This is a genomic window from Elusimicrobiota bacterium, assembly GCA_026388155.1.
Taxonomy (GTDB): Bacteria; Elusimicrobiota; Elusimicrobia; order Elusimicrobiales; family UBA9959; genus UBA9634.
On the sequence record JAPLKI010000018.1, the window covers coordinates 124,180 to 141,234 of the forward strand.

The following is a 17,055-nucleotide window of genomic DNA, read 5'->3' on the forward strand; positions in this document are numbered from 1 at the left end:
TTATGCTGTCACGGAATATTATACTCGGCGCGTTTCTGGCGGTTTTAGCCGGCTGTTCAACCGATTACGCCGGGTTGCGCCGCGGGAAAGATCTTTACCCGGACCTGGCGGCCCTGAAAGCCGGCAATATTGAGGGCCGGGATTATTCCCGCGAGTTCTATAACCGCGGCTCTTCCGTGGCGGTGTTCGCTATACATGGCGGCGACATAGAACTTTTCACCTCGCGCCTGGCCAGACGGATCGCGGACAGGGACCTGAACCTGTATATCTTTAACGGCTGGCTCGGGGAGGAAAGCGGCCGCCTGCATATAACCGCCGCGCATTTTGACGATCCCGAAGCTGTACGACTGGCCGCCGCGAGCGCCCTGGGGATCTCTGTTCACGCCCAGGCTGAGCCGGGCCGCCGGGTTTGCGTGGGCGGCTCGAACAGGGAGGCGGCTGAAATTACCGTTTCAAGGCTTCGCGCCGCCGGTTTTTCAGCCGAGTTCCCCTGCGCGCGCAGCCCCGGAGTTTCGCCGCAAAATATTGTGAACCGCGCCTCCAAAGGAGGGGTGCAGCTTGAAATAACCATGCCGCTCCTGAAAAGGCTTGAAAGTTCGCCCCTTGATTTATCAAAATTTACTGAGGCCGTAAGAAATGCGGTTTCGGACTATTTAACGCAAGGAGAAAAGCAATGAAGAAAATAAGAATTTTCGCTTTCGGCGGCAACGAGGTAGCCCCCGTGGGCCTGAAAGATCCCAAAAGCGGGAAGGCCATAAATCCTGATATAGCCATGCAGTGGCAGCGCACGGCCGACACCTGCAAACTGGTAGCCGATATCTTCCAGCAGCACCCGGAAGATCTTTATGTGATGACGCACGGCAACGGCCCCCAGGTGGGCAATGTGCTGATGCGCGCGGAGCTGTGCCGCGACACCCTGCCGCCCCTGCCGCTGGATGTCTGCGTTGCCGACACCCAGGGCGCCATGGCCTACATGCTGGGCCAGCTCAACAATGAGCTGAACATACGCGGCATAGACAATATTCTCGCCGGTATCGTTACCCAGGTGGTGGTGGATAAAGACGATCCCGACTTTAAGAGCCCCTCCAAATATATAGGCCCCTCCTACTCCCGCGAAGAGGCGGACCAGCGCGTAAAAGAGAACGGCTGGGTCATGAAGCTCTATAAGAAAGACGCCCAGGGCGCGGAAATATGGCGGCGCGTGGTGCCCTCGCCGGTGCCCACTGATATTGTTGAAATAGACGCCATAGAGGCGCTGCTTGCCAAGGGCATAGTGCCCGTTACGGTTGGGGGCGGCGGCATCCCCGTGCGGGAGGTTCTGCCGGAAGAAGAGGCCGGAAAAGAAGTTTATACCTGCAATTACGGCGTTAAATTCTCCAAGGCCGCCAGGGCGGGCTCAAAGCCGCTTAAAATGTATACCGGCGTGGAAGCAGTGATAGACAAAGATCTGGCCTCAGCGCTTTTGGGCGTGATGCTTATGAAACGCGCCAGGGCCCGCGGCGAAGAGGTGGAAGTAAGCCTCACTATTTTCACGGGGGAGGACGGCGCGAAGCTCAATTACCAGAAGCCCGATCAGCGGGACCTGCGCGTGATAAAGGTGTCGGAACTGGCAGCCATTTACAACCAGGATCCTCCGCCCTTTCCCGCCGGCTCCATGGGCCCGAAGATCAAGGCCGTCATAGAGTTCGTTAAACACGGCGGCAGCGTGGCGTATATTTCAAGGACCGATCTCTTTGAGGAAACGCTTAAAGGCAGGGCAGGCACAACGGTACTGCCCTAAGGGCGCCGCGCCCGCCATAAGCCATAGGCCGTATGCCATATGCTTTTTTAGGAAGTTCCTTATAGCTTATGGCCTCTGGCATATGGCTTATGGCATATGTTTTAATATACCAAGGATGTTATGAAGAAGATAAAGACTTTACAATGCATCAACTGCGGTAAGGACCACGCGCAGGACGAGGTGAAATATACATGCTCGGCATGCGGCGGGAACCTGCAGGTGCTTTACGACTACAACCTCATAAAAAAGCGGCTTAATTGCGACGTGCTCAAAGAAAATCACGACAGGACCATGTGGCGGTATATGGACCTGCTGCCGCTGGCCGGCTTTAAAAATATCCCGCCCGTGCAGGTGGGCTGGACGCCGCTCTATAAAGCCGAGCGCCTGGGCGCCGAGGTCGGGGTGTCGAACCTGTATATTAAGGATGACGGGCGCAACCCAAGCGCCTCTTTCAAGGACCGGGCCAGCGCCGTGGTAGTGGCCAAGGCGCGAGAGCTGAAAGAAAAAGTCATAATCACCGCTTCCACCGGCAATGCGGCATCCTCCCTTGCCTGCCTGACCGGCAGCCTGGACCTGAAAACGATCATCTTTGTGCCTGAAACCGCCCCCGTGGCCAAAGTGGCGCAGCTGCTTGTGTTCGGCGCGGTGGTCATTATGGTGAAAGGCACCTACGACGATGCTTTTGAGCTGTGCCTCAAGGCCTCGCTGGAATACGGCTGGTATAACCGCAGCACCGGCGTAAACCCATACACCCGCGAAGGGAAAAAGACCTGCGCCTTTGAGATCTGCGAACAGCTTAAATGGGAAACCCCCGACAAGGTTTTTGTTTCAGCGGGGGACGGCAATATTATAAGCGGCATGTGGAAAGGTTTTGTGGAATTCCACCGGCTGGGCATAATAGACAGGCTCCCGCAGATGATAGCCGTGCAGGCGGAAAAATCCGACGCCATAAAACGCGCTTTTGAGTCCGGCGGCGAAATTCAGGCCGTGTCCGGGGCTACCATAGCCGACAGCATTTCGGTAAGCATGCCGCGCGACGGGCTGGCCGCCATTATGGCCATAAAAGACTCCGGAGGCTTTGCGGTTTCAGTTACCGACGCGGAAATACTTGAAGCCATCCCGCAGATAGCCAGGGGTTCAAATGTGTTCGCGGAACCGGCCGCCGCCGCCTCTTTCGCCGGTCTTAAAAAAGCGGCCGCCGCCGGCCTGGTGAAAGACAGCGAATCCGCGGTGGTCCTGATAAGCGGCAACGGCCTGAAAGACATACAGAGCGCCATGAAATCAGTGGGCAAGCCCTTTGTTATCAAGCCGGATATAGGCGAGCTTAAAAAACTTGTGGCGGACAATAAGCTGGCGTAGGAATAGCGGATAGGGGCGAGGGTATAGGGGTTAGGGAAGGTATTCCTTAACTACACTTTCTTTTATCCTAAACGCTAACCCCCATCCCCTGCTGTATACCCCCTGGCCTCTAATCCCTAGCCCCTGCCGTTTATAGGCCTTTCGGGTATTTTATCCGGGCCCAAAGACTTCAAAAACCTTCCCTTTTGCCCCTTAAAATAGCTGTCGCGGCCTGCTAAAGTATAATGTGGGGCGTATCTACTTAAACCAAAAACGAATGGAGGCATAAAAAATGAGCAAGCTCATTAGCGCACTCGTCTGCCTGGGTTTTGCGGCCAATGCAGGCGCTGAAGTAAATTTTGACCAGGGAGTGGATGTCAAGGCTGCCATACAGCAGGCCGTCAATATTGATGTTCCCGGCAAGTGGGGGAATGATTTTTATCATGGCAATTATCCTTATCCCGGCCCCTCGCCGCATCATGTAAGCTACTCGCGCGATTGTCATACCTTTTCCTTTGGGCCCAACAATTCCGGCATGCTGTCGGAACTGGTCCGTATGGAAAGCATTGAATATGTGGAGGAATGTTATTATGTGCCGGACCCTCCTCCGGTCAATCCCAACGGCCCCGGCAATCATCCCGGCGGTCCCGGTGGTCCCGGCGGCCCTGGCGGTCCTGGCCATCATGGCAGGGATCAGGCTGTTACCAAGGGTATGGAATGCCATGAGCGGCCCGGCGGTTCTATACAGCGCACAGCGCAGCTTTCCATGGCGCCGCGCCAGCTGTTTCCGTGGGAAACCGATTCCTTTGAGGTTTGTATCGAGGGACCTTCGGTGGACATACGGACGCTGTCGGCGGCTTATAACTACAACATAAACCGCACCGGCGAATATGACGTGCGCTACGAGCTGACGCCTATCAATAAAGTGGCCACCAGCCCCGACAAAAACGGCCTTTCCGCGGGCGGACTTTCATATGCCGACGGCAAATTCACCTTCAGGGTGAACGATATCTGGGCCGCGCAATATGCCGGAGAAAAAGTAGCCGTAAACGTGGAGCTTTACAAAGACGGCTTCTGGTTCTTTGACGCCTTCAAAGGAAAGAAAGGGTTCACCTTTGACGCCGCGGCCGGCTATGAGATGGTATTCGCCGAGAGCGAGCTGGACACCTCCAAAGCCGTGATGACTCCGGACTCCCGCGGAGGCTCGAAGTATTTCATTAAGTGGAGCTTCAGTCGTGTGGGAACCATCTCCACCGGTGAATTCATAAGTAAGGGCGCCACTGATAAAATACAAGTGAATTGAAGGTTTTGTAAACCCCGCACTTTGGCCCATTTTGGAAAAAGTGCGGGGTAAATAAATTCTCCGCGTCCGCTTAAGGCTGGCGCGGAGAGTTTTTTGTTCAGGGCTTGCCCATGGCCGGCCAGTGCCCATTCTAACCCTTGAAAGAGTCAAAAAAAAATCCGACAATGATGTGAAGGACAAACTCTTTTGGAAAAAAACGCTTGACTTTAAAAAAACCAAACTGCTATTATTTTTTTCGCACAGATTATGATGGAGGAAAAATTAATAATATGAAAACCAACCTTATTGTAGCGGCCGTACTGTTGATGTCGGTCGCGGCTATGGCGCAGACTGCGCCGGCCAAACCGGCGGCAGCGGCGCCCACTAAAGAGATGACCGCTCAGCACGCGGCGATCAAGACCGCGAGGGAACAGATGCGGCTGCATCGTACCACCTTTATAGCGGACAGGAAAGCCGCCAAAGCGGCCTGTCAGACTGCGGGCGCGGCCTGCGACGCGGCCAAGGCGAAGCTTGAGACCGACAAGAAAACCATGAAGGCCGACCAGGACAGTCTCAGGCAGTCGTTTGAGGCGCTCCGTGCCGCCCAGCAGGCAGCACGCCCGGCGCAAGCCAAGCCAGCTCCTGCAGCCGCGCCTGCCGCTCAGCAGGCCCCGGCAAAAAAGTAAGCAGCGCTGCCAGCAATCTTTTCCGCGGACGGCCTGTGCCGTAAAGCGTTTATATGCTCCGCGGCAGATCAAGTGTCTTTAGGAACGGTTGCCTGCCTGTTCGGCAGGCAGGCAACAAACAACTCGCGCCGGCGGCTTAGCCGCCGGCATTCTCTGACAGGATGACAGGTTCGATCCAACTGCGCATGCTATCACTGAAGACATATACTCATATCGGACGCAGTTTTGCCGCGGCGGGGCTGTGCATTGCCGCACAGCTTCTGGCGGGAGTTTCCGCTGCCACGCCACTGCCAACGTGGCCCCTATGCGGCGGGCCCGTTCCTTGCTATGTCAATTCCGGCGGATATTCCACCATCCAGTCGGCGGTTGACGCTCTGCCCGCCTCCATTGATTACTCGGCTCATATCTATTTAGGCGACGAGACAGGCGACCCGGTCTATAATGAGACAGTCACGGTCGCCGGCAAAGAGATAACAGGCGCCGGCAGCATCACCATCGCGGCCAACCCGGCCAGGGCCTCCAATCTCGCCTATCCCACGGTCACCGGCGGGTTTCTTATTAAGACTCCAGCCGTCACCCTTTCCCATATCCGGATCTCCCCCACCGATGCCATTACTTACGGAGTGATGGTCTCATCGCCCTTTGTGACCCTCTCATATGTGACCATTAACGACCCCAACGGTTACTATATAAATGAAGAAGACGGCGGGGCGGGCGTCTATTTTGGCGCACAGAGCGGCTCAAACACGCTTACCAATTGTACTATACGGACAGGCGGCGCCGACGCTATCTCGGACCAGGGCTTTGGCTATAATGCCATCACCGGCCACGGCAATAACTACACCTATCCTTGGAATCATATCTATGATATCTATGCCGGCAACGACGGCATCGTCATTGGCGCCGCCAGTTCCGGTAATACCATCACCGCCATGTCAATCCAGTCGTCAGGAGACGGAGTCGGAATACGGGATTCTGGCGCCGGCGGCAATACCATTACCGGCAACGGAAACCCGTACAATTACGGGTATGGAACTGATAACGGGGTTTACGACATACTCTCCAGCAGCGACGGCATCGTTCTCAGCGGCGCCAGCCAGGGCAATACTATTAATTATATTACTATCCGAGCGTACGGAGCCGGAATCCGGGACTTCGGCGGCGGCGGCAATCACATCCTCGGCAACGATTCTTCCGGCAATAATTACTATTATCATACCTACGACATCTACTCGTACGGCGGCGACGGTATATCTATCAGCGGGGGCAGCTACAACAACACCATCAGCAGCGTCATTATTTCGGCGGCCGGCGCCGGAATTCGTGATTCTGGCGGCGGCAGCAATGTTATCACCGGTAATGGCAGCCGCCCCAACTACGATGTTTACGATATTTTTTCCAACGGCGATGGCGTTGTTATCAGCGGCGCCAGCCACAACAATACCATTAACAATATCACTATTGAGGCGCATGCCGACGGAATCCGTGATTCGGGCTACGGCGGCAACCACATCAATGGCAACACCCCCTATTCTTATTACCGCAACATCTCCACCAGGTACGGTAACGGCATAGTGATAAGCAGTTCCAGCGCGAATAATTACATCAGCAGCATGTCTGTTTTCGGCAACTCCAACGGGATATGGGATTCCGGCCGGGGGGACACTATTACCCTTAGTGATATTGCCGGCGACTCCGACGGCGTGCATTTTGACGAATACTCAAGCAGCGACAGCTTGATCTTAAACACTAGCATCTTTGGCTACGGCCGCGGTTTTTACTCCGACGGCCACTATAACAGCGCCACGTTACGTAGTGGTGGTAATATCAGAGGTTATCAGACAGCCGGTGTCTTCTTTGACCGGCATGGCGTGGGAAACAGCCTGAGCGGGGGGGGCAGCGCTTATTCCGACTATGGCAGCGGGGCGCTTTTCTATGGTGACACGGGCAGTTCGGCCGACGGCGTTTCCTTCTCCGGCCTGCGCGCTGTTGAGATAGCCGGCGCAAGCAGCACCACCATTACAAACAGCAATTTATCTACGGATTATGAAGCTGGGTTCGGGCTTTATGCCGTAAACAGCGACAGCCTGACCTTCTCGGGCAATAGCGTAACAGGCGGCGTGGACGGTTTGGGCGTGTGGCTTGAGTACCGCAAGGCGCTCGCGATTACCATGACTAATAACAGTGTCAGCGGCTCTGACACGGGCATGGTTATCTATTCCTCCCAGCCCTATGCTTCGGTCTTTAACATTTCCGATCTGCGCTTTAATGATTCCATGCCCGCCATGGCTACCGCAATTGATTTCTGGGGCAGCCAGGTGTTGACGGCTGCCTTTGAGGATGTAGAGTTCAACAGCGCTAATATCCTCTATAACGTCATTGCCTATTATAACGTATCAGGCAGTTTGAGAAAAAGTATCAGGTGGTTTGAGAAAAACATAGGCCTTTAGACCTATATTTAAGCAAAATTGGTGGCCTGTGGATAACTTTTCTCTTTCGGCCTAAATTTTGGGGCTAAAAAACTGGGATATTTTCACCACATGATTACACAGATACCATCTCCACCTTTACCGCCGTTTCCTTGAATCTTACCCGAACATCCTCCGCCTCCACCACCCGGTGTTTGGCCATCCCCAGCGGCTGTAGCGCCAGAACCGCCGTTGCCGCCAACTCCCATTAATCCAATAATATTATACCCACCGCCGCCACCGCCACCACCGGCATAGCCGGCCCAAGGCGAACCACCACTGGTTTGCGCCGCACCACCATTGCCGCTGTTCACGAAGCCTATAAATTCTCCTTGAGAAATTGTGGTGAAAATTCCATTTCCGCCTGAGCCACCTGCTCCCGCAGAACCTCCACTACCGGCGCCGCCTGAGATTCCCGAACATCCAACACCGCCTGAGCCACCTGCTCCCGCTGGATAATTCGCATAAATCGTTCCCCCTCCTCCTCCTCCGCCACCTGAACCACCATTGCCACCTGCCCCGCCCGCACCACCGACCTCCCAGTTTTGAACACCGGCTCCACCGCTCTGCCCGCCTTGCGCTGTTACAGCGCCGAATATCGAATCGCCTCCGTTAATCCCCGAATCTCCTCCCTCTCCTATCGTTACTGTCACTGACCCTGGTGACACAACCACATCATGCTGCACAACAATCCCTCCGCCTCCGCCGCCTCCTCCGCCTCCGACGTTTGATACGTTGCCACCACCACCACCACCACCCACCAACTGAACATGCACGACAGTTATCCCTAGGGGAACAACCCATGTTCCCGACTCGGTAAAGACATGGACACGGGACTGTGGAGCTTCGGACAGGCAAAGCCTGAAATTCGTGCCGTCATAAACCAAGGTATGCTCATAGGCGGCGGTTATGTCACCGGCAAAAAGCGCTGTGTTGCCATCCGCTCGTTTTATGGCCGTTGCCGTTAAACCGTTTACTGCCACAGTGGATGCGCTGGTATTAGAATGGGCCGCTATAAAGCGGACGCGCATGCCTATAAACAGCGCAATAGGGGTCTGTTTGCTTCCAATAGGGGCAAGGACATAAGCGTCCGCCGCGCCGCTATCGGTGTAAAAATCGCCGCCGGCGGCATAAATCGCTATGGCTTTTGAAAGTTGCTGGGGATCTGCATCGGATAAAGTTTGGCCTGTTCCGGTTATAGCGTTTTCCACGTCGTTTACAATAACGTCTGAATGTTGCGACGGCCCGCGGGAGAGTAATTGAAAATTGGTACCGTCGTAGGCAACGCAGAGAATTTGCCCTGCTAGAATTTCCCCAGCCGCTAATGGCTGGGTGTCTAATTTTTTTATTGATTTTTCACCCAGGTTGTTAATGTTAAGTGTGGCGGCGCCGGTGTTGGCGTTGGAGGCTTTGAACCATATAGGCATACCGGTGATATAAGCGGCCAGGGCGGGGGTAAGCGAAATTATATAACTGTTGGCGGCCCCAGTATCCTCCGCATAGTCTAAGACTCCGGCGCCGTCCTGGTTTAAACCGTTATGGCGCTGGTTATTCAGCGCGTTCAGGAACTCCGCGGTGATAATTGTTCCCGGTCTACCCTGGCTTTTATCCGCATTAACAAAAACTGTTTTACTCATATAATTTTCCTTTACTTTATGCTTCCTACGCCGTGGGCGGCGCTGGCGGGATTACAGAGGCCGCTGCGGCTGCTACAGGAGCCAGGGTCTTTAATTTGGCTACCGCTTCCTCTATTAAAACTTCCTGAGGCGCCGTAAGACCTTTATCTATAGATTCCTTCATAGTGGCCCAGAGCTGGTCTATGGCTGTGCTGATCATGGCCTGAATGGCCGACCCGGTATTTGCAAAGAAGGACATTACATACTTCTTTTTATCCTCTCCGGGAGCGGCCGGCAACGCACGATTGGCCACATCCATAAGTATTAACACGATCAGGTTGAGCCGGGCGTCTATCTCCGGGTCGCCGGTCTTAATGGTCTCGGCCGCAGCTATTTCCTTACCCAACATTTTTCCAAACGCTGTGCTGATTATGGCGGTTATTTTAGGAGCAGCGAGGTGAAGCACCACCGCGCCGATAGTTGATCCTCCAAGAATTGAAAGCCCAATATGTGCGACCGCCAAATTGATTATGCTTTGCATGATTTCCTCCTTAGAATTTCCACCGAATACCCGCAAAGAGCGGAGTGCTCCAAACTTTAGCCGTGAAATCATATTCCAGGTTTATGCCCAGCGCCCCTACGATATCACCATTGGCAGAAGAAGCGGGGGTGAGTAAAGATTTTAGGTTTGAATATTTATCCGGCGCAGTAACCGCATCCACAAATGCGGCCAGCGTTGATTTAATAGCCGGAAGCATATTCATGGAAGGTCCTGCAGAAAGATGAAAAGCCTTGGCTTTAAAGCCTCCACCCGCTGCAAGCGGAGTCCAATCCAGACCGGGAATAAGAAAGTAACCGTCGGCAGGGCTATGCGTAATAAGCGCTACCATAGTGGTCTGCCTTACGAAGTTTGCCCCTATGGACGTACCGGCATTAATCTGCGGATGGCCCATATCTATAAGCCTGAAGTACGGCGCGGCCTGCGCCATGCTTACCACAAAACAGAACACCGCCGCTATCAACAGTTTTTTTATCATATTTTCTCCTTTATGCTTTAGCGGTACATCTTGTGTACCTGTAAATTCTCCTAGCTGACATATTCAAACGATACCAGTGTATGTGCCGGTTTTAAGGTGTTGAAGATGGTTTCAATATCCATTGAGGAACCGCCTAATCTCTCGCCGGCGCATATTTCTCCGGCTCGCGCAAAATCATCGGAAGAAACCAGCCCGCTGACAATCCATTCCCATTGCGTCGAAACATCATCTATCGTGATAGTCTGCCCCAATAGCGCAGCCAACTGAATAAAAAATGTTTTACTCAATCCCCGGCTAAAAAACTTAACCAGTATACCCCGTCGCCGTTCAACCAGCGTCAGTTCCGGGTTGGTGGGTATCCCCAGTATCCGTTCCCAGTCGGACATCGTTATCAATGCCAGGTCCGGCAACACTTCCTGCAGTAACTGTTCCGCCGAGGCCTCCGCACTATCAAGCGCCGCGCCTTCTATAATGTTGATATCATCCACAATACCTTCCAGAGGCACCGGCGCGGTTAAGGATTTCAGGATATCCGCTTGATTCATACGTTTATCGTTATCACTCCGGAGCGGATCACCTGGTAATCCGTCGCAGTCACATTCGCTATAGGCGCTGTCACCACGGCGTCATTGGCACCGAGTTCAAGCGCTAAATTAACCAACTGGGAAAGAAACAAAGTATCCTTACATTTCAGTGTGTCGCAATAGCTTTTGATATTCGCGGCCAGGGTGTCGGCGTTAATGCTGCCGGATATTGTCATGGTTATCGCCGGCGACAATACCGCCACCGCCAAAACAGTAAAATCTCCGGCGGTTACTGGCCGCAACTCATCTATATGCGCATAAACTGCATCCAGCAGTGGCTGAGCCGGCACAGGTGGGTTATCCCCAGCTGAGGCAAGCACTACCACGTCCACGGTACCGGCGCCCCGCGGCGTAGGAATGCAATGCGCCCCGGCTACTCCGTCCACCTCGGTAGCCCAGGTCTCGTAATCATCCTTATTGCCGCCGGCGCCCGGCTTACGCTTCTTCTCCAGCACGCGGGCGGCCAGGCTTTCAGTGCTCTCACCGGCGGCGCGGCTTAACCCTGCGCAATAGGCATGCCGGTCCACCAGCAGGTCAATAGCGGTGTCGGGGAATATTTGCTCGGCTATCTTGCTTTGTTTTTTATGCAGTCCCCATGTGGCCGATGCCAGACGAACAGCCATCATAAACAGCGGGCTGCCCTGGCTTGTATCCGCTCCCGGATACTGGTTCCGCGTATCGGTCAGTATCTCTTCCAGGATAGTTTCAAAATCTTTTTCAAAATCCGAGCTGCTCATAAGTTATGCTCCGACTGGTATAAATTTTTCAAACGTCACCGGTTCGCCGGCGGCCGTGGTCACTGTCACAGTAAGCACCAGACCGCCCTTCACATGCGAAGTAGCCGCATCCACCGCCGATGCCTTATTAGCGTCCACCAGCCATTGCAACGCCTCTTTCGCATACGTCACGGCCAGCATTGCCACGCGCGCCACATCCTTTTCCCTGTTCAGCTCGTGCAACCGGCTGCCGAATTCCGGATTGAACCACCAGCTGCCGCGCGGTATACTCAATGACATAAAAATATTGTTCAACAGCGTGTCGGTTGTCTCCAGTGTTAATGTGCCGCGTCCGTCTTGAATATCTATTTTTAAATCCATCACATGGTCGGTGCCGGGCCGCCGGTCACGCCTCCCTGGGGATCTATGTGTGTATGCGGATTGTAAGCCAGCCGCATGGCAGCCATGCTGCCGGCGGAGTCGGATACGCTGCCGGTCACCTGCAAATTCCCGGATAGTTCCATAGTCGGCGCGGTAATTTTAACCTTCGTCCCGGCGGTAATCTCAATCTCGCGGCCGCGCTTAAAATGCACACTATCCCCTTCGTCGCTATATAACGCCACTTCGCCTTCCGCGATCGCCAGGCGGTAACGCCGATCATCCTCTGCTATGCTGATAAAGATATTTCCGTCGCGCAGCACTATTGCCTCGGCTCCCGCCTTCGCCCGGCTGGTGAAACCGTAGTGCTGGAACAGCTCCCGGCTTTCCAGCGCGCCATGCGCGGAGCTTCCGCTGAAGCGTTTAATAACACCCTCGGCCACAGAAACTATAAGCGCGCGGATCATAATAGCCCAGGGAGCCCGAGCCGTACTTCGGTATATGCTCCCTCCTCCTTGCTCAGCGCAAAGCGCCGGCCATAGACGAAATATATGCCATGCAATTCGTTAACCTGGTCGTCCACAGAGCAGAGTTCATTTATCGCCCAGTTCCGCCCGTTCTGTGTATGTCCTTTCACTTTATAAGTCAGTTGGAATCCCTGGCGCCGCTGCATATCCATTATCATCTGCGCCTGGCGCTGCGGCGTCATTGCGCCGGTGGTTTCAATGGCATAGAACGGTTTATAAAAGGGAAAGCTGCTGTCTGTCACCGTGGCGGCGGTATATAACTGGCTGGTGGTTTTGGCATCTGTCCCCTGGCCGTTTGAAATCACGCTCACCTTGGAAAACCGTTTAGAGAGATCTTCAGCGTAATCGTAATAAAAACAATTATTCCCTTTCCCATCTTTGCGATTGACTATAGAGAATACTGGCTCGCCTGTGCTTTTCGGTTTGCCATAATAAAACTTCCCGTCGGGCATGGCATAAAACACTAAACCGCAGGCCTTGGCTTTCTCGGAGAGTACGTCGAAAATAGATCTGCATGGTTCCACATATGCCGTTTCCCAGGTAAGTGATGGAGTATCTTTGGGGATCTGATAAAACACATTATTCCGCTGGATGAACGGCACTTTGTTTATCAGCGTTTCTGTTAATGCTTTAAGCGTCACGTTCTTAATATCGCCATAGCCGTCGCAGTGCGTATCTACCAATAGCCCGGCCAGGTCCCGGCCGGAGAGCTTCATTGAAATCTTTCCTTTTCCACCGGTGCGCCTCGGGGCGTCTATTATTCCATCCAGCTCCACAACCCCATTCAGTTTCAACTGCACCCGCTGCCCGGCTTTTATTCCACTTATACCGCCGGCGGTCTCAACCTGGAAAGCGTCGGCCGCCAGGTAGAAGTCAGCATCCACAGAATAAGATGCGAACCGGGATAACTCGACATTATTTATCAGCAGGGATATCTGGTCAGGCATAGATTGATATCTCCCCAGAAACCCTATTGGGGTCCATTATCTGCGGGTTCAGCGCCAGCAAGCGCGGCGCGGCGCTATATGGCAGCCCATAGCGCAGACAAATCAGGTGTATCGGCGTAGGGTTATTAATACGCACCACCTTCACATTCTCGGCCGACTTCTTCAGTTGCGCGGCCGCGCTATATAGAACAGCCGCCATGCGCTTAAGCGAATCATTGCCTCTATCGCCTTCAACCGCGGTCTGAATAGCGGTGTTGGTTAAAGCCAGGATAGTCTCTATCTCGTTAGAATTCAATGTGTCGTCCGTGCTTACGGAAACCCGGTTCCCGTTCACGTCAAACCCGGCGGCCTGGTCCATGATGTTGTTTGTTTGGCTCAACTGTTCGTCGGCGGAGAAAAAACCGGCGGCTTCAAGCCCCATCCTGGCGGCCGAGGCGGCGTCCACCTGCCCACCGAATTTATCAAACTGCGCGTTCAGGTCTTTCAGGGCGGCCGCAAGCTGCGCCTGGAACGCCGCCGGCGCATCGCGCAGCGTCTCGTAGGCTATGGCGTAACGCTCAACAGCCAGCGCGGCCGCCTCAACAAACCGGCCGGGTAAATCCGTGCCATAGTCAACCAGGGATGCCAGGGTATTGGCCGGGTTAGCCACGCTGGTCATAAACGATCCGAATTTTTCTATAGCGGCTTCAGCCATCGCTTCGCGCTTTGCGCCCAGGGTAAGGATCTTCTGCAGGACGGACGCTTTCTGCTCTGCCACGGAGTTGTTAAATTCTTTTTCCGCTTCGGCTTTTGGGTCCTGCCAGGGCTTTATATTCGCCTGCACCTGGCCATCCTCAATCAGGTTTAAGTCAATCTCGGCCGCGCGTGATTGGTCATCATGGTGAACGACCAGTTTTTTAATGCGTACATTGGTCAGGCCATAAACCGGGTGGACAAAAGCAAGCAAGTCGAACTCTTTGGCAAGTTCTATTAATGATTGGTGGTTGCTGTAATTTTCGTCATAAAAATAACAGCGCAGTCCTATTGTCCGGGCTTTCAATCCGAGGTCTTCGGTTTGTGCGCCGTTGGTATAAGGAATCTCCGACTCGGAGATAGCTTTCTCAAAACCGTCTTCGGTGGTTTGGCATTGCAGGGGAATGCCGCCCAGGGTGGCTTTATAGAGGGGGTCGGTTTCATTCATGGATGTTTCTCATCGTAATAATGGAAATTGCCTCTATTATTGGTATTTACTTTCAGGTCAACGCCCTGTCCGGTAGATGCCGTAACCCTTCCTTTTATGTCTGTGTTGAAATTGATATTTATCTCAGGAATATTTTTATCGGAGAGATGAATATTGTCGGCGCCAGGTATTCCGGCCGCGCCAAAATTGATTCGGCGCAACCGCTCGTTAAGCCATTCCTCACCTTTATAAACCCCATAAGTGGCCAATGGGATGGCTAGAAGATCTCCAAGAGTTATCGCCATTCCGGCTCCAGCAGCTGCTGTTCCGCCAAGCACCATTTCCTCACCCATCATCCCGGTTCCCGCTAAAGCTTTCCCGGCAGTTACCGCGGCTCCGGCACCAGCTAACCCGGTTGCTATGGATTTCAAACCCATAAGAGCCTTACCCATTCCCCACAATCCATATGCCGCACCGCCGGCGGCCACCAGGCCGCCAAGTCCCGCCACTCCTGCTGACACTCCGGGATGATTCTCCGCAAGCTTTCCAAGCCACACAAAAGTATCGCGGCCGCCGCGTGCGCCGGCCGCCAGCATTTCGGTTATCGGCGCGAACACCGAGCCTTCGGCGTTCTTCATGGCCCGTATCATCTCCTCGTAAGAAGTGGTCAACCCATCGTTAACTTCTTTCAACTTCGCCTCAAATTTCAGGCGGCGTTCATTCTGCGCGTTAATCTCGGCTAATGGTTTGGCGTCTATTAAAGCTTTAGCTACCGGAGCTCCGGCGCCAAATACCCTTTCAAGCAGGGGTAAAAGATCAGTTTTAAATCCGCCGAATTTTTCTTTCAGCTCCTTCTGTATAGCTTCAAATCCGATAAATTTTCCCTTCGCGTTGTATCCATTAAACCCAATGTCGCGCATCATAACAGCCTCGTGACTGGTAGCATCAGGCCGCATGGATTTTAAAAACTCACCCAAAGCGGGTGCGGCTCTTCGCGCTACCGTATGCATCATGCCTAATGTTGACACAACGTCTTTCAACGGTATTACCATATCCGATGCACGGGTGCCGACACTTAATAAACCAGAGGTTAGATAAGGTAGTTTATCCTCCAATCCATTCTGAGCTATAGCGTCAAATGCGGAATTAATTTCTTTTAAGTTGGCGCCAAACTGTTGATGAAAAATATCAACCAAGTCCCGCACTTCTTCCATGCTCTGGCCGCTCAACTGGCTCATGCCGGATACTGATGCAGCTAGGCCATTTTGCCCCGCTATCTCGCCCGGCTTAAACCCACTTTCCAGCAGTAATTGTTCCGCGCGCATTATATCCGGCGCTCCGAATGGTGAATGCGCGCTAAGATAAAGCGCGGTGGACCGCATTTTAGTGAACTCCGCGCCCATGGCAGCGGCTGTCTTACCGCTTTCCCAGAGCGAATTTTTCACAGATAATCCCGAGGCTTCCAACATAGCCGCGGCCTCGATGCCCGGCTTCATAAACTGCATAGTGGAAAACGCCACTCCAAACCCCTTCAGCCCCTCGGCAAAATGGCTTTTCATGGCGTCGTAATCGCCGCGCAGTTTCTTGCCGGATTCTCCAAGCGAATCAATACGGCGCTCCATGTCGGCTAAATAGCCGCTGGCCGCGTCTATAGCGGTGAAAGTCAGCGCCACCTTCATCGTTTCGCCCATGGTTTTATGCCTTTTTTTTCTTCCGCACTATGGTTTTAGGTTCCGGATTGTTTAACTCTTGCCAGGCGTCCAGGTAAAGGTACGCCTCATCCTCCCGAAGGCCGAGGGCCTCGGTATAGCTGAACCTCAGCTTCATCAAGGCCAGGATCAATTTACGGCGTACCTGCGCTTTCCGGCTATGGCTTCGGCTGAAGCTGCCCCCTGTCGGTCTTCTGGATAGCCGCCATATCGGCGGCGTCCATCTTCATTATTAAGTCCGGGGTGATAGACTCTTTGGGGATGTCGCCGAGTTTATTCAGCCGGCGGGCAAGAATGCAGACCCCGGCGAAATAGCTGTTTTTCTCCGCGCGCGCACCGTGGTCAGGATCTTCATAGATCAGCACGGCATCCTCCACCAGCTGCGGCCGCAACTCGAACTCCTGGTGCCGCTTGCCGGCGAACTCTAGCCCTATGGGCAGTTTACCGGTCATTCCGGCCTCCGGCCTGTGGCCGCGAAGTCAATGGTCCTGTTTATTTCATTCTCGCCGTCGGCTTTAGCTTCGCCTATTTCAAGCGTGGTGATGCCGGTATAAATAACGCGGGCGCCACTTTCGTAGGTGATAGTCAGCGTGCCGTTTTTAACGGAGTCAAAGTCAAACTGCGTTTTGCTGTCCGGAACGACGTATTCCACCGTCGCCCCCAGCTCGGGTGTGACATTCGCTGTTCCGATGCCGCCCATCAGCTTCACCACTTTCCGGATGGTCCGTTTCTTCTCGGTTACGGATTTAAAATCGTCTATCTTCTTGCCGTTGATTTCCAAAACTATCGCACTCGCGTATTCTTTCATTTGTTCCTCCCATTATTATG

General features: G+C 53.7%; 18 protein-coding genes. 6 read left to right on the forward strand and 12 right to left on the reverse strand.

All coding sequences use genetic code 11. The annotated features are described in order from the left end of the window. Positions 1–2: 2 nt before the first annotated feature. From NTX59_08160 to NTX59_08185, 6 genes are all read left to right on the forward strand, one after another. Positions 3–677 (forward strand): poly-gamma-glutamate hydrolase family protein, encoded by a 675-nt coding sequence (locus tag NTX59_08160; protein MCX5785649.1) that lies wholly within the window; start codon positions 3–5, stop codon positions 675–677. After that, complete coding sequence (locus NTX59_08165; GenBank protein MCX5785650.1) at positions 674–1,780, forward strand: carbamate kinase; 1,107 nt, start codon at positions 674–676, stop codon at positions 1,778–1,780. Before NTX59_08160 ends, NTX59_08165 begins: the two co-directional genes overlap by 4 nt. Before the next feature lie 120 nt (positions 1,781–1,900). After that, positions 1,901–3,139, forward strand: a complete 1,239-nt coding sequence (locus NTX59_08170) for a threonine synthase (protein MCX5785651.1) — start codon at positions 1,901–1,903, stop codon at positions 3,137–3,139. Between the two features lie 271 nt (positions 3,140–3,410). Then, a complete protein-coding gene (locus NTX59_08175; protein ID MCX5785652.1) occupies positions 3,411–4,421 on the forward strand; it encodes a hypothetical protein in 1,011 nt (336 codons plus the stop codon). A gap of 269 nt (positions 4,422–4,690) precedes the next feature. Next, positions 4,691–5,086: a hypothetical protein gene (locus tag NTX59_08180; GenBank protein MCX5785653.1), complete on the forward strand. Its 396-nt coding sequence runs from the start codon at positions 4,691–4,693 to the stop codon at positions 5,084–5,086. 185 nt (positions 5,087–5,271) lie between these two features. Then, positions 5,272–7,536, forward strand: a complete 2,265-nt coding sequence (locus tag NTX59_08185; protein MCX5785654.1) for a right-handed parallel beta-helix repeat-containing protein — start codon at positions 5,272–5,274, stop codon at positions 7,534–7,536. Between the two features lie 83 nt (positions 7,537–7,619). On the opposite strand, the gene NTX59_08190 is transcribed toward NTX59_08185, so the two are convergent. From NTX59_08190 to NTX59_08245, 12 genes are all read right to left on the reverse strand, one after another. Then, positions 7,620–9,191 carry a hypothetical protein gene (locus NTX59_08190; protein ID MCX5785655.1) on the reverse strand — a complete coding sequence of 524 codons (1,572 nt, stop codon included), beginning with the start codon at positions 9,189–9,191 and terminating at the stop codon, positions 7,620–7,622. A 25-nt stretch (positions 9,192–9,216) separates the two neighbouring features. Next, on the reverse strand, positions 9,217–9,711 hold the full coding sequence (locus tag NTX59_08195; GenBank protein ID MCX5785656.1) for a hypothetical protein: 495 nt from the start codon (positions 9,709–9,711) through the stop codon (positions 9,217–9,219). 10 nt (positions 9,712–9,721) lie between these two features. Beyond that, a complete protein-coding gene (locus tag NTX59_08200; protein MCX5785657.1) occupies positions 9,722–10,207 on the reverse strand; it encodes a hypothetical protein in 486 nt (161 codons plus the stop codon). A 50-nt stretch (positions 10,208–10,257) separates the two neighbouring features. After that, positions 10,258–10,752, reverse strand: coding sequence for a DUF2313 domain-containing protein (locus tag NTX59_08205; GenBank protein ID MCX5785658.1), 495 nt, complete (start codon positions 10,750–10,752; stop codon positions 10,258–10,260). Continuing rightward, entirely contained in the window at positions 10,749–11,528 is a 780-nt protein-coding gene (locus tag NTX59_08210) for a baseplate J/gp47 family protein (protein ID MCX5785659.1), read from the reverse strand. The genes NTX59_08205 and NTX59_08210 overlap by 4 nt, the downstream gene beginning before the upstream one ends. Before the next feature lie 3 nt (positions 11,529–11,531). Then, positions 11,532–11,888, reverse strand: coding sequence for a phage GP46 family protein (locus NTX59_08215; protein ID MCX5785660.1), 357 nt, complete (start codon positions 11,886–11,888; stop codon positions 11,532–11,534). Further along, positions 11,888–12,352, reverse strand: coding sequence for a phage baseplate assembly protein (locus tag NTX59_08220; GenBank protein ID MCX5785661.1), 465 nt, complete (start codon positions 12,350–12,352; stop codon positions 11,888–11,890). The genes NTX59_08215 and NTX59_08220 overlap by 1 nt, the downstream gene beginning before the upstream one ends. Further along, a complete protein-coding gene (locus NTX59_08225) occupies positions 12,349–13,359 on the reverse strand; it encodes a hypothetical protein (GenBank protein MCX5785662.1) in 1,011 nt (336 codons plus the stop codon). The genes NTX59_08220 and NTX59_08225 overlap by 4 nt, the downstream gene beginning before the upstream one ends. Then, complete coding sequence (locus NTX59_08230; protein ID MCX5785663.1) at positions 13,352–14,539, reverse strand: DNA circularization N-terminal domain-containing protein; 1,188 nt, start codon at positions 14,537–14,539, stop codon at positions 13,352–13,354. The genes NTX59_08225 and NTX59_08230 overlap by 8 nt, the downstream gene beginning before the upstream one ends. After that, positions 14,536–16,209 (reverse strand): phage tail tape measure protein, encoded by a 1,674-nt coding sequence (locus NTX59_08235; GenBank protein ID MCX5785664.1) that lies wholly within the window; start codon positions 16,207–16,209, stop codon positions 14,536–14,538. Before NTX59_08235 ends, NTX59_08230 begins: the two co-directional genes overlap by 4 nt. 176 nt (positions 16,210–16,385) lie before the next feature. Then, positions 16,386–16,679 (reverse strand): hypothetical protein, encoded by a 294-nt coding sequence (locus NTX59_08240; protein MCX5785665.1) that lies wholly within the window; start codon positions 16,677–16,679, stop codon positions 16,386–16,388. After that, on the reverse strand, positions 16,676–17,035 hold the full coding sequence (locus NTX59_08245) for a hypothetical protein (GenBank protein MCX5785666.1): 360 nt from the start codon (positions 17,033–17,035) through the stop codon (positions 16,676–16,678). Before NTX59_08245 ends, NTX59_08240 begins: the two co-directional genes overlap by 4 nt. Positions 17,036–17,055: the final 20 nt, after the last annotated feature.

Excerpts from the sequence above, each read along its gene's own strand:
- NTX59_08215 (MCX5785660.1), bottom strand. The coding sequence starts at position 11,888 with ATGGATTTAAAAATAGATATTCAAGACGGACGCGGCACATTAACACTG.
- NTX59_08235 (MCX5785664.1), bottom strand. The coding sequence starts at position 16,209 with ATGGGCGAAACGATGAAGGTGGCGCTGACTTTCACCGCTATAGACGCG.
- NTX59_08245 (MCX5785666.1), bottom strand. The coding sequence starts at position 17,035 with ATGAAAGAATACGCGAGTGCGATAGTTTTGGAAATCAACGGCAAGAAG.
- NTX59_08180 (MCX5785653.1), top strand. The coding sequence starts at position 4,691 with ATGAAAACCAACCTTATTGTAGCGGCCGTACTGTTGATGTCGGTCGCG.
- NTX59_08195 (MCX5785656.1), bottom strand. The coding sequence starts at position 9,711 with ATGCAAAGCATAATCAATTTGGCGGTCGCACATATTGGGCTTTCAATT.
- NTX59_08160 (MCX5785649.1), top strand. The coding sequence starts at position 3 with ATGCTGTCACGGAATATTATACTCGGCGCGTTTCTGGCGGTTTTAGCC.
- NTX59_08190 (MCX5785655.1), bottom strand. The coding sequence starts at position 9,191 with ATGAGTAAAACAGTTTTTGTTAATGCGGATAAAAGCCAGGGTAGACCG.
- NTX59_08205 (MCX5785658.1), bottom strand. The coding sequence starts at position 10,752 with ATGAATCAAGCGGATATCCTGAAATCCTTAACCGCGCCGGTGCCTCTG.
- NTX59_08220 (MCX5785661.1), bottom strand. The coding sequence starts at position 12,352 with ATGATCCGCGCGCTTATAGTTTCTGTGGCCGAGGGTGTTATTAAACGC.
- NTX59_08185 (MCX5785654.1), top strand. The coding sequence starts at position 5,272 with ATGCTATCACTGAAGACATATACTCATATCGGACGCAGTTTTGCCGCG.
- NTX59_08230 (MCX5785663.1), bottom strand. The coding sequence starts at position 14,539 with ATGAATGAAACCGACCCCCTCTATAAAGCCACCCTGGGCGGCATTCCC.
- NTX59_08165 (MCX5785650.1), top strand. The coding sequence starts at position 674 with ATGAAGAAAATAAGAATTTTCGCTTTCGGCGGCAACGAGGTAGCCCCC.
- NTX59_08175 (MCX5785652.1), top strand. The coding sequence starts at position 3,411 with ATGAGCAAGCTCATTAGCGCACTCGTCTGCCTGGGTTTTGCGGCCAAT.
- NTX59_08225 (MCX5785662.1), bottom strand. The coding sequence starts at position 13,359 with ATGCCTGACCAGATATCCCTGCTGATAAATAATGTCGAGTTATCCCGG.
- NTX59_08210 (MCX5785659.1), bottom strand. The coding sequence starts at position 11,528 with ATGAGCAGCTCGGATTTTGAAAAAGATTTTGAAACTATCCTGGAAGAG.
- NTX59_08200 (MCX5785657.1), bottom strand. The coding sequence starts at position 10,207 with ATGATAAAAAAACTGTTGATAGCGGCGGTGTTCTGTTTTGTGGTAAGC.
- NTX59_08240 (MCX5785665.1), bottom strand. The coding sequence starts at position 16,679 with ATGACCGGTAAACTGCCCATAGGGCTAGAGTTCGCCGGCAAGCGGCAC.
- NTX59_08170 (MCX5785651.1), top strand. The coding sequence starts at position 1,901 with ATGAAGAAGATAAAGACTTTACAATGCATCAACTGCGGTAAGGACCAC.